This is a genomic window from Methanoregula sp. (assembly GCA_026625165.1).
In the GTDB taxonomy this organism is placed as follows: Archaea; Halobacteriota; Methanomicrobia; order Methanomicrobiales; family Methanospirillaceae; genus MVRE01.
Window position 1 is genome coordinate 988123 of the sequence record CP112999.1, and the last position, 12100, is coordinate 1000222.

General features: G+C 48.6%; 14 protein-coding genes and 1 tRNA gene. 8 read left to right on the top strand and 7 right to left on the bottom strand.

Features of this window, described 5'->3' with window-relative positions:
* Window positions 1–22: 22 nt before the first annotated feature.
* From cfbA to cfbB, 4 genes are read left to right on the top strand one after another with little or no spacing between them, the layout of a single operon-like run.
* Entirely contained in the window at window positions 23–424 is a 402-nt protein-coding gene (cfbA, locus tag OS112_05320) for a sirohydrochlorin nickelochelatase (GenBank protein WAC06052.1), read from the top strand.
* An 8-nt stretch (window positions 425–432) separates the two neighbouring features.
* Window positions 433–1647 carry a coenzyme F430 synthase gene (cfbE, locus tag OS112_05325; GenBank protein WAC06053.1) on the top strand — a complete coding sequence of 405 codons (1215 nt, stop codon included), beginning with the start codon at window positions 433–435 and terminating at the stop codon, window positions 1645–1647.
* Window positions 1648–1650: 3 nt separating this feature from the next.
* Window positions 1651–2715 (top strand): Ni-sirohydrochlorin a,c-diamide reductive cyclase catalytic subunit, encoded by a 1065-nt coding sequence (cfbD, locus tag OS112_05330; protein ID WAC06054.1) that lies wholly within the window; start codon window positions 1651–1653, stop codon window positions 2713–2715.
* On the top strand, window positions 2712–4088 hold the full coding sequence (gene cfbB / locus OS112_05335; protein ID WAC06055.1) for a Ni-sirohydrochlorin a,c-diamide synthase: 1377 nt from the start codon (window positions 2712–2714) through the stop codon (window positions 4086–4088). The genes cfbD and cfbB overlap by 4 nt, the downstream gene beginning before the upstream one ends.
* Window positions 4089–4194: 106 nt before the next feature.
* Here the strand turns inward: cfbB and OS112_05340 are convergent, their stop codons facing one another.
* The 3 genes from OS112_05340 to OS112_05350 all read right to left on the bottom strand — a co-directional run bounded on the left by OS112_05340 (window position 4195) and on the right by OS112_05350 (window position 5330).
* Window positions 4195–4410, bottom strand: a complete 216-nt coding sequence (locus tag OS112_05340; protein ID WAC06056.1) for a hypothetical protein — start codon at window positions 4408–4410, stop codon at window positions 4195–4197.
* Window positions 4403–4645 (bottom strand): hypothetical protein, encoded by a 243-nt coding sequence (locus OS112_05345; protein WAC06057.1) that lies wholly within the window; start codon window positions 4643–4645, stop codon window positions 4403–4405. The genes OS112_05340 and OS112_05345 overlap by 8 nt, the downstream gene beginning before the upstream one ends.
* Window positions 4646–4712: 67 nt before the next feature.
* Window positions 4713–5330 (bottom strand): PAS domain-containing protein, encoded by a 618-nt coding sequence (locus tag OS112_05350; protein WAC06058.1) that lies wholly within the window; start codon window positions 5328–5330, stop codon window positions 4713–4715.
* A 323-nt stretch (window positions 5331–5653) separates the two neighbouring features.
* Here OS112_05350 and ilvE point away from each other — a divergent pair, with 323 nt between their 5' ends.
* From ilvE to OS112_05370, 4 genes are all read left to right on the top strand, one after another.
* Window positions 5654–6526 (top strand): branched-chain-amino-acid transaminase, encoded by an 873-nt coding sequence (gene ilvE / locus OS112_05355; GenBank protein WAC06059.1) that lies wholly within the window; start codon window positions 5654–5656, stop codon window positions 6524–6526.
* Window positions 6527–6584: 58 nt separating this feature from the next.
* Window positions 6585–6659, top strand: a tRNA-Glu gene (locus OS112_05360).
* Between the two features lie 260 nt (window positions 6660–6919).
* Window positions 6920–7474, top strand: a complete 555-nt coding sequence (locus OS112_05365) for a class I SAM-dependent methyltransferase (protein ID WAC06060.1) — start codon at window positions 6920–6922, stop codon at window positions 7472–7474.
* Between the two features lie 146 nt (window positions 7475–7620).
* A complete protein-coding gene (locus OS112_05370; protein WAC06061.1) occupies window positions 7621–8277 on the top strand; it encodes a VTT domain-containing protein in 657 nt (218 codons plus the stop codon).
* 51 nt (window positions 8278–8328) lie between these two features.
* Here OS112_05370 and OS112_05375 read toward each other — a convergent pair whose 3' ends face one another.
* From OS112_05375 to OS112_05390, 4 genes are all read right to left on the bottom strand, one after another.
* Window positions 8329–9414 carry a GHMP kinase gene (locus OS112_05375; protein ID WAC06062.1) on the bottom strand — a complete coding sequence of 362 codons (1086 nt, stop codon included), beginning with the start codon at window positions 9412–9414 and terminating at the stop codon, window positions 8329–8331.
* An 88-nt stretch (window positions 9415–9502) separates the two neighbouring features.
* Window positions 9503–9946, bottom strand: coding sequence for a PaaI family thioesterase (locus tag OS112_05380; GenBank protein WAC06063.1), 444 nt, complete (start codon window positions 9944–9946; stop codon window positions 9503–9505).
* Window positions 9947–10013: 67 nt separating this feature from the next.
* Complete coding sequence (locus OS112_05385) at window positions 10014–10712, bottom strand: glycosyltransferase (protein ID WAC06064.1); 699 nt, start codon at window positions 10710–10712, stop codon at window positions 10014–10016.
* Window positions 10713–10774: 62 nt separating this feature from the next.
* Entirely contained in the window at window positions 10775–12091 is a 1317-nt protein-coding gene (locus OS112_05390; protein WAC06065.1) for an FAD-dependent oxidoreductase, read from the bottom strand.
* Window positions 12092–12100: the final 9 nt, after the last annotated feature.

The following is a 12100-nucleotide window of genomic DNA, read 5'->3' on the forward strand; positions in this document are numbered from 1 at the left end:
TAATAGTAATACTATTTGTTATATGGGTATGATGGGAATGTTACTCGTTGGGCACGGGAGCTCGATGCCCTATAACAAGGAACTTGTAGAAGCCACAGGAAAGATGATCGCCGCACAGACTCAGGATTTTGTGGTCAAATGCGGTTTTATGAACATGAATAATCCATCGATTAAGGAATCCCTTGAATCTTTCCGTCATGAAAAGATCGATGCGCTGGTTGTTGTGCCCCTTTTTCTTGCAAAAGGCGTGCATATCGAAAAAGATATACCGGGCGAGATTGGATTTAAGGAGGGACAGAAAAAAGGGATATTTGTCTTGAACGGAAAATCCATACCGCTCGTTTATGCCGAACCGATCGGCAGTGACCCGCTGCTTGCAAGCCTGATGGTTAAAAATGCACAGAAAGCCCTGCAATACATCTGATTTCTTGTATGAACATGCTGGTACTTGATACCATACACGGCGGTGATATCATTGGCAGGGAATTTGCTACCCGAGGTCACAATGTCGATGTGGTGGACGTGTACCGGAACCAGAGCGCAGTGGATGTACCTTCAGCACTTGTCCGAACATATGACCTCGTGATTGCACCGGTCCATCTGGATCCTGGTCATCCCCTTTTAAAAAATCAGGTCTCACCGGTTATCTCCCACCACGAAGCGGTGCACCTGTTGCTTGATGGACAGGTTCCGCAGCCGATGGTTGAGATCACCGGGGCACGGGGTAAGACGACAACTGCGTTTGCCCTTGCGCATGTGATGCAGGGCACTGGTATCCTCCATACGTCCGCAGGAACAATTCAATACCCCGACAAAACATTGCTCGCAAAAAAGAGTATCACCCCCGCATCGGTAATCGCTGTTGCACGTAAAGCACTTGAGATCCGAGGGTGGCTTATCGTAGAAGAATCGCTTGGGGTTACCGGAGCCGGTTCGCTTGCGATAATAACCTCTACAGAAGACTATCACTGTGCTGCCGGAAAAAAAAGCGCTTTTGCAGAAAAGCTCAAATCGGTAAAAAATTGTAACTGTGTACTGCTTGCCGGGCCTCTTGAAAAAGGAACTGACGTGATGGTCAATGTCGGGGATATTGCTCAATGCCGGGGAACCGAATGCCATATCGATACCGGAAAACGGAAGGGGACTTTTGAAAACCAGCTGCTCCTGCTTGATGCTTACCGCACTCCCCTTATGCTCGCAGGGGCTGCCGCCTGCCTTATGGGTATCGATCCGGCGCCACTCTCAACATTTCAGCCGGTTGACGGAAGGATGACTATACGGTATGACGGTACCAGTACGATTATCGACAATTCGAACAGTGGCACAAATACCACAACTACCCTTGAGGCAGCAACATACGCCCGTGCAATTTCTGGCGGGGAGAACCTTACTCTTGTGATAGGACTTGAACCAGATGATGGTGCAGTCTGTGACGGATTTTCAGACGCCAATATCCTTGAAGCAATATATGTGGTCAATCCATCCAGTCTCATTGTCGTGGGGGATGTACTTGCCGGTGCACAAGGTTCAGAATTGGCCGATTCCCTGAAATTTACCCGTGTCTCTACCCTTGAAAAAGGGCGGGAGGTTGCCGTCAGAATGACCAAGAATGGCAGCATCGTGCTCGCAGTCAAAACATGGAGATGAAATATGAAATTCATGCATCCCCGCCCCAGCTCAATCGTTGCCGCGCTCTATACCGCACGCGACCTCGCAGTTGATGTCTCAATCCTCCACGGTCCTTCCGGATGCTCGTTCAAGCACGCACGACTGCTTGAAGAAGATGGCATGCGGGTGCTGACTACATCGCTTGCCGATAACGAGTTCATATTCGGCGGGCAGAAACCTCTCGAAGACGTCCTGCGGTTTGCAGAAACACGTTTCTCACCACATCGCATTGCCGTAATCGGCACCTGTGTTGCGATGATCATCGGTGAAGATCTTACATCTGCTGTTGAGAATGCCGGTATTTCAACGCCAACAATTGCCGTTGATATCCATGCAGGGTACCCTGAGAATATTGCCGGTGTGATTGCGACCCTGGAATCGGCAATGGCGGCAGGATGGATCAGTGGCGAGGAACTTTCGCGCCAGCGATACTTGCTTGAAATGGCAAACGAAGTTGAGCGTGTGCGCGGGGCAGCAAGCGTATCCTATATCGAACCATCGCGCGGGGATATGAAGCATGTTGCCGCACAGCGTCTCATTGAATGCGCACGCAGCGGGCAGAAGGGCGTAGCAATCCTGAATGCCAAGAAGGAAACGGCATACATGTTTGCCGATGAACTGATTGCACTCCACGATGCCTGTCCTGATGCTGACATCACATATATAGCAAATCTCGCCGATCGCGGACTCCCCAAGGTGCGGGCGGATGCAAAAAAAATCCGTGACGGACTGGCTGCACGAAATGTCGACTGCGAAATTATCGGGGCACTGGACGAATATGGGGCAAACGGGGAACTTCTCGGAAAACGGATTCGTGAACTTACCCCGGCATTCGCCCTCCTGTGCGGGGTACCGCACGCGATAGCCCCTGAATATACAGAGGGAATCGAGTGCTTCTCAATCACCAACGGGCCACGGCAGGTGGAACCGCTCAGGGCGATCGGGCACAGTCATGTGATTGTCGAGATCGATCTCCATCCCAAGACACTCGGCGTCAGGGAGATTGTACAAAGCGAGTTCGGGGCCGTGCTCCGGAGCCTTGCATGAAGGCAATCCTTATCACCGGTGACCGTTCAGGTAGCGGAAAGACGAGTATCACACTTGCCCTTGCCGCGCTCCTTTCAAAAAAAAACTGTGTGCAGACCTTTAAAGTGGGAATGGATTACATCGATCCTTCCTACCTTGCGGCAGCATCCGGGCGCCCGTGCCGGAATCTCGACAGTTTCACGCTCAATAAACGCCAGATACGACAGATCTTCAGCTATGGTTGCCGCGGCGCCGATATCGCACTTGTGGAAGGAGTAAGAGGGCTTTATGAAGGGGCAGAGGCGATGAGCGATATCGGCAGCACAGCATCGATTGCAAAAACCCTGGCACTCCCGGTTATTCTTGTTGTCTCCGCACAAAGCATCACCCGGAGTGCTGCGGCTATTGTCCGGGGGTTTGGGGTTTTTGACCCCGATATTAATATTGCCGGTGTAATCCTGAACAATGTAAAGGGGGGGTCCCATACAAAAAAGGCCTCAATTGCCATAGAACATTACTGCGGGATTCCGGTGATAGGTGCCATACCCCGCATGGAAGAGATGCACCTGACCATGAGGCATCTTGGACTTATTCCCTATCGGGAAGGTTTGGCCCAAAGCGACTTTGAATCACGGGTAGCAGTAATCACTGAAACGATCGGCACTTATGTTGATCTCGGCCAGCTGCAATCACTCATGAAGGATATCACACCCACCCCCATGAAAAAAACTCCGTTTGACAAAAATCCCGTACGGGACGTGCGGATTGGGGTTGCACTTGACGAAGCGTTTAACTTTTATTATGCCGATCTCTTTGACATTCTTCCTGCTCTGGGTGCAGATATCGTCCCTTTCAGTCCCATCCATGACCGGCTTCCGGAGGCAGATGGCTACATCATAGGTGGGGGTTACCCGGAACTCTTTCTCAAAGAGCTGGAAGCAAACGACCGGCTTCGGGAAGCGATACGGGAAGTGTCAAACAATGACATTCCGGTATATGCTGAATGCGGGGGCCTTATGTACCTGACCAAACGGATGACTCTCAAGAAAGGCTGGCAGGGGGCAGAACAAGATTCCTCGGTTGAAATGTGCGGGGTATTTTGTGGAGAAACGAGTATGCCGGAAAAAAGGATAGTAAGCTATGTTGCAGGAATTAGTTCTTCGGATAGTCCGGTTGGTCGTGCATCGTTCCGCGGGCATGAGTTCCATTATTCTGATGTCACGCTGGAACCATCCACCCGGTATGCCTACCGTCTCTCGCGGGGAATCGGAATTCGGGACAATCTTGATGGTGCAATAACGCACCGTACGCTGGGGAGTTACACACATCTACACCCTCTGGCAAGCAGAGGGATGTTACAGCATTTTGTTAACAACTGCCGGGACAAGATCTAAATCCAGTGGGGAAAATCTTCGTCCTTAACAAAATTTTAGATCCATATCAAGCTTTTTAAAAATAAACCTGGGAAAGCCATGGGAATTTTTTTTGTTTGGTAACCTGTCAGGATTTTGTCGTGGTTCCATCTCTTTCAAAATCCACAATTTTATCAACAAACGCTGACATCTGGGATAGAATTACCGGATCCAACCCTTTTTCTACACAGAGAAAGATCCCGGATACATCCGAGAGCTTTAGTTTGTTGACGACAAAATGGAGAAACTTGGACGCTGTGGCGGCAGGAATGTGGATAAGGAGCATGCTCACCGAATCAAACATGATGCATTTTTTCACCGGGAATCTGTTTGAGCAACTCGGTGATTGCGATCCCGAGATCGGTGAGGTTTGCAGGGTTATTGACAAATTTTACCCGGGAATTCGGTTCACATACCCCGCCTGAATACTGGGTTACGGCATCAATTACAAAAAATTTCTCCTGATCGATCCCTTCCTTTGCATAGGTCTTTGCAAGGATTTGATACGGCTGGTTCATGGTGATGATGGGGGGGTACATCCCCGCTCAACAATATTTTTTATGACAGATATATTCATGGCATTGATCATTTCGGGTGGAGCGAGCATCAGGTAAAGGAAGCTGTCATCCTGTATATCGATTTTGACGGCACCTGCCACAATTTCACTTCCCGATAAAAAAATTGTCTGAATTCATCAGGTATTTCTTCGCGTTCTTTTGAAACCTTTTCTGCAAGTTCCTCAAGGTTGACGACCATCTTCTCAATATTATATGCCTGGATCTGGATCTGCATCCGGATATCCTCATCATCATATTCCCCGTCTTTTACGTGTGCTGCAATTATCTGGAGATTGTTTTTTGTAATTTCAAGGGGTTTGTTTATCCTCATGACAGATTCACTCATATAAGCAATAAGGGCAATTTTCCTGTCTTCTGCTTTTTTCTGGTCCCTGATATCAACAAAACTCTCAATAAGGTAGTCCTTTCCTTTCATCGGAGCTCTTGCAACCGTTTTTAAAATCGGCACCGTCTCCCCTTTTGCATTGATGAGGATGCGCTTGGTGTTTTCGATGGTTTTGTGAAGATCAGTAATCGGGCACTGACCGCAGTGTGCCGGACAGACAAAATCATGGCATACATGATCTACCAGTTTTTCTTTAGGGATACCTATCATAGCCTCTGCAATCGGGTTTGCATCCATGATTGTATGGGTTTCTGGATCCACAATCAGGATCCCGGTCTGAATTTTTTCAATACCATCCTGAAAACATCATCAGAGGTTTTATCCTCTTTTCCCAATGAGCCTGATATCAAACCTTTCTTTTTCATGTCCCACCAACCTGATGATACCAGTATTATATAAACCGCACTAAATATTTCCCGTTCTGTCGACTGATGGAGTCTAATTCTGCACCTCTATTAGGTGATTGAGAAAGTCCCTGTGCCAGAAAATTGCAAAAAAAAATAGTACAAAATTTTTTCCTTTCTCTCATTCAGATCAACCCGGATAAAGAAAACTACAAAACAACAGACACCCCACCTTAACCTATGATAATATACATCGATGGGAAATACCTCCCCGATGATCAGGCAAAGATCTCGGTGTTTGACCATGGGTTCCTGTACGGTGACGGGGTGTTTGAGGGTATCAGAGCCTATAACGGCCGGGTGTTCCGGTTAAAGGAACATCTTGACCGGCTGTATGATTCGGCAAAGACAATCGACCTGCATCCCCCGCTCTCAAAGGATGAGATCGCGGAGGTCATCTGCGAGGTACTACGGAAGAATAAGCTGGAAAATGCCTATATACGCCCGATCATCAGCAGGGGTGTCGGCGATCTCGGGCTTGATCCCCGCAAATGCCCGAAACCATCGGTCATCGTTATCGCGACCAGCTGGGGCGCAATGTACGGCGACCTCTATAATAAAGGATTAAAGGCAATCACGGTTTCAGTCCGGCGGAACCCGGCAGAAGCGCTTCCTCCGAATGTAAAAAGCCTCAATTACCTTAACAACATCCTCGCAAAGATCGAGGCGAATTACAAGGGTGGCGACGAAGCGATCTTCTTTGATACCAACGGGTATGTATCTGAAGGTTCCGGGGATAACCTGTACGTTGTGAAGAATGGGGAGATCTTCACCCCGTCTACGCTCAACAACCTGCGCGGGATAACCCGGATAGTACTTCTGGAGATCGCAAAGTCAATGGGAATCACGGTTAAAGAGCAGAACCTCGGCTATTTCGATCTTTATTCCGCAGACGAGATGATCTGCACGGGTACGGCGGCTGAAGTCGCACCGATCACTTGGGTAGACGGGCGTATCATTGGCAATGGCACACCCGGGCCGGTCACCCGGCAGCTGATGGCGGCGTTTAAGACCGTCACAGAAAAAGAAGGCACCCCGATCCATAAAAAATAAAAACAACAGTATCTCCCAAATCTTTTTATTCGGTGCAATGCAACTAGTAAAAACGTCTGCTGCTATAGTGTAGTCCGGCCAATCATGCGGGCCTTTCACGCCCGCGACTGGGGTTCGAATCCCCATAGCAGCACTTTTCAGGTCGGTTGGAATTTAATTATGGATTGTTCCTGCGTTTTTCAATTCTTTCCACCAGTAACTACTCTATTCTTTTATAAGGTGCACGATTTTCGCCGGTCAAATTGATGAACTCTATCCGCTCTCTAAAATAACAGGACAACTTAATTGAATATGCCGGATAATCTCTATCCGTCAGGACATCTGATGACCGATTTTAGGGCCGCATGGGATCAAGAGTATGGATCCCGCGGTCAGTTGTGGGGAGGAAACACATTGTCCCCACCGGATATTCCGGCTGGTTCCCGGGTACTTGAGATCGGGTGCGGGAGCGGAAAGACGGTCGGTGCACTCATGAATCGTTCTTGTGATATTACAGCAATCGATTTTTCAAAAAAAGCAGTCCGGATGAGTCACCGGATCGTAACCAGGCATCACACCGGAGATGCTCTTGTTGCCGATGCACGTTTCCTTCCCTTTATTAATGATACGTTTGACATTATTGTTGCCATCCATGTCATCGGCCATATGCAGATGGAAGATCGCCAGATAATCGCTATAGAATCTGCACGTGTCCTTAAACCTGGCGGAAACCTGTTTTTTTCAGAATTTTCTGTCAATGACATGCGCAAGGGGTCCGGGAAAGAGGTGGAAGAAGCCACGTATCTTCGGGGTGGCGGGATTATTACCCATTATTTTACAGAACCGGAAATTAAGGCTCTTTATTGTACACTCTCCCATCAATCCATCATTACCCGCTACTGGAAAATGCGGGTGAAAGGCAGGGACCTGTTGCGAGCTGAAATTGTTGCGATATTTTCTAAACCTTAAATTTTTTTTGGATGCTGAAATTTCACTCCTTTATTGTCTGATAAATTATCAGATGGTATTTTTCCGGTATCGGAATACCTTTCGGATCAAAGAAAACCTGTTGTACTCATGTTCATATAGAAATCATTCCAACCTTAAGGGCAGGCATGCTGCTATCCATACTTGAATTTTTTATTCATATTGACCAGAACCTTTACTCTGTAATCCAGCAATACGGGATGTGGACATATCTAATACTCTTTTTAATCATCTTCCTTGAAACGGGTTTTGTGATTACACCTTTTTTGCCCGGAGATTCCCTGCTCTTTGTGGCCGGTGCATGTGTTGCGAGCGGCCTTCTGGAGATTCAGTGGCTGCTTGCCGCTTTCATACTCGGAGCGGTTCTTGGGGATACCGTAAACTACTGGATCGGCAACTTCATCGGTTTGAAGGTTCTCCAGTTAAGGTTCCCGAATATTATGAAAAAGGAGTATATCGACCGCACATATGGTTTTTACGAACGGTATGGGGGCATGACAATCTTTGTCGCCCGTTTTGTGCCGCTCATACGCACATTCGCGCCATTCCTTGCCGGAGTCGGCTCGATGGATTACCGCAGGTTTCTCATCTATAATGTGATTGGCGGCGTAGTGTGGTCGGTGGGTGTGGTGCTTGCAGGGTATTTTTTCGGCACCCTGCCCATTGTCAAGCAAAACCTCAACCTCTTAATTTATCTCGTGATACTTGTGACGGCAGCGACCATTATTGTGATAATTGCCGGGCTTGTATCCGCGTACCGGAACCCGCCTACAAAACCTGGATAAAAATAAATCAACAGCATCAACACAAAAATTAAAAAAGCCTCAATAAAAAAATCATTTTCCTTTTGTCCTGGTGATGGTAAGTCCCTTATTATCCACCCTGGTGCTGATTGCAACCGAAAGTCCCATGGGTTTTATCAGTTTCTCAAGAGCCTTTCGATCCTTTTTTGTAACCACTGCAATCGACGGGCCCACCGAGCTCATACCAACAAATTCGAGACCTGCTTCGCGCAACAGGCTCATGTAATGGTAAATCCCGTAACTATGGTGCTCCACCTCAGCCCGTTTGGATCCCCGAAACTCAATCTCCCAGATGATATCGCCAATCTTTTGTAAGTCTCCCCGCTCGAGCGCCGGGATAAGATCCATGAGGAACAGATACGCTTTGAGCTCACGGTCCCGGTAATCAAGGGTCCGGGCTTTATTCATAAGCAGGTCAAACTCCTTGGTACCTGCAGATGAAATATCCGTAGGCGGGATAACGATATGCACGTGCCTGCCCTCTGCAAACGGATGGTGGTAGACAAGTGCCAGTTCATCGCCCATCACCGCCATGCCACCATGGGTGCTTACTGCGGGACCCACGCCGGTCTCAAACCCGAACGCGATGGTTCCGTCAGCGGTCTCTTCCACATAGTTATGGCCGATCAGTGTGCGCAACTGGCTGTTGGTGAGCGGTGAGCCAACCGCTTCATTGAGCGCTGTGGCAACGGCGATCATCACTGTGCTCGTCGACCCGAGACCTACATGTTTGTGCTGGTGATCGGTCGCCCGTATACGGAACCCTCCCTTGTATCCTGTTGCTCTTTTAAAGACTTCCACAAAATTTCGGATGATTGGTCCACGGTCGTAATCAATCGTGAGACCGGTTTTGGTGCATTCTGCTACAGCCATGCAATAACACTGGATAGCAAACCCGATCCCGCCACCTCCCGGATGGTCAGGAGCAAACCGGTTCATGTCTAGCACGGTCAGGTGGATGCGGGCTGGAGCAACGACGGTTATAGTCCCTTTGGATGGCTTGAGAGCGTACTTCTTTTTCTCGTATCCAAGGGTTTTGATGATTGTTCCCGGTTGGAAAGTTTTAAACTCGTATTCCACAAGATCAAGGTCTCCGCCGCGTATCTTCATGGTTGCCATAGGTACCTCATAGTATACAGACTGGTTAAAGATTTTCTGGTTTGTTACAATCTCTAAAATGTGTTTTTTTAAAAGTTGTTATCGGATTTCATGAGGACGTCCTGATAGCCACGCCGTCAAATTCCGCGACGGGGCTATCTCCTTCATAGACCATGACTCGGAACGTGGAATATCTTCCATTCTCTGCAACCAGTTCCGCGATCGCTTCGAGATCCCCTCTTGCCGGTGCGATATACTGGATGTGAATTGAGACTGCGACACGATGAACCGTCCCGGCATTTGCTGCCATCCCAAAAGCATGGTCAGCAAGAGAGAAAACTGCCCCGCCGTGAATAACTCCATTTGGATTGTTCTTTTTTACAGAAGGCATGAACACGCGGGCATACCCATCCCGTGCTTCAATTACTTCCAGCTCCAGCAGCCGGGCAAATTCACTCTCATCAAAGACGGCGATACGTTCCTGCACTTTACCTGGTATGGATGTGTGGCTTGTGTGCAGGATTTCTTTTTTTGGATCTGAATACCTCACCATATAAAGAAAAGATTTTTTTATTTATCGACTCGGAACCGTGGTTTGAGAGATCCCAATAATGTGTTCATCATTTGTAATCCTTTTGCGAGTAGCTATACTTCTTTACCTCGCCCCCATGGGCAACAATATAGATCCACTCATAGAGGGATTTGAGTGAGCCGTACTGCTGGTACCGGCGCATGGAAAACCCGACTTTCATTGCGCCGTCAAATTTCAGTCTGCCCTGCTTCTTCATGCGGAGCGCTATTTCGAGATCATCGCCTGCATCAATGCACCGGTACATACCTGCACGGATAACCGCATCTTTTGAAAAAGCGGTATTGCACCCAAGGGTGTAATAGAAGATTTTCGTATAATATCCAATACGGGAAAAGGTGTTTGCAAATAAAAGCGAAAACGAATTTTTCATACTCTCTTCAATGGGGTACACCGGGCCGTAGAGCAGGACAACTGATTTATCTTCAAACCCTTTGTTGATCGTTTCTATCCATGTTGGTGGGATGATGCAGTCCGCATCGGTTGTAGCGACAATATCCCCTGTTGCTGCCATGATGCCGTCATTACGTGCTCCCCCTACTTTCCTGCTTGTCTGGACAAAGACCTTGTCCGCATATTTCCCTGCGATCTCGCGGGTCCTGTCTTTGGAACCCCCGTCAACAACAATGACCTCATACTCGCTTCTTGGCACGGTCTGGTGGCGGAGCGAGACCAGGCACTGGGCGATGTTCTCCTCCTCATTGAATGTTGGAATAACGACCGAGATCATATTAAACTCCTGTATGGTTTTTGATGGTTGCGGATATTAAGGATAATGCCAGGGCAGATTTGTCAGGTGGCGGGGCTCTCCTTTATAAAATCTATCACCCTGCGTATGCACCCATCCATATTCAGGTACTCGAACTCTGCAAACCTTCCGACAAGCGGAATACCGGCTGACATACAGTAGTCTTTTACAATCCGGATATTTTTCTGGTAATCAAGGTCATATACAACATAAGCGAACGGCTGTCGCATCACATGCGACCGGATAATGCGGTCTTTGGTGATTATCCCCATCTTTTCGAGTGTTTCCGTCACTTCCAAGATAAGATCCGCATCAGGGATATGCGAGACTTCATCGCCGGACTGGTGGGTGATCTCGGCAAGGATCGAGCTGCAGCCTTCCGGGGCAGCATGCGGGCTGTAAGTCGAGGGAAACGAGATCCTGTTTGTCCTGCCCAGCGTGATCTCAGGGACATAGAGCCACGAGATTGGGGGGACTTCCCCTTTTACTTCAAGCGCGATGCACACAAGCGAATTGTATACGAGATCGCTGCATGCCTGCCGGACATCCAGGGGGACATTTGACAGGCAGGGCAGGAGGTGCTGGACCGGAATTGTTGAGATGCAGCGATCTGCTTTTACTACGTTGCTGCCATCACTGATGGTAAACCGGGAACCATTCTTCCGGATTGAGTTGACAAAAAAGCCAGTCCGGATACGGTTTTCAATCGGCCCGGCTATAGCATGGATAAGCGCTTCGATACCGCCATCCAGCGGATAGGAGAAGACAGCCTGATGGGAATAACCCTCTGTCGGAATCCCTATCGCAGATTTGATCACATCTTCAACCGGTGGGCGGGGGATCCGCCCGTCAACCCAGTGCTGGGACATCCGGTCCGTCGGGTATTTCCAAATCTTCTCATTATACGGCACCATGTAGCACTCGGCAATGCCCCTGCCGAATGTGTAATAAATCCACTCCTTAAAATTTGACGGGTGTGGCATGGATCCTGTTTCAAAGGCGATCTGTGCTTTTACAAATTCATTGATACAGAAGAACCGGTCCTCGGGAGGAAGGTCAGAAAGGCCATTCTCGAAAGGGTACTTCACATATCGTCCCTTGTAAAAAATTCTGGTATTCCGGTTGTTGCGCTCTTCATTGCCCGCAATCATCCGGCGCATGAAGCCAAGCACTTCCTCATCCCGGGAGAAGATGATATGGGATCCGCCAGTATCAAACGTGAACCCATTTTCCTGTACCGAACGACACAGCCCGCCAGATTTTTGCTCCGCTTCAAGCACGATAACATCGTCGCCACGTTCATGGAGGAGCCGGGCAAGCGTAAGTCCTGAAAGGCCTCCTCCCAGAATTGCTGTCGTCACTATAAAAAT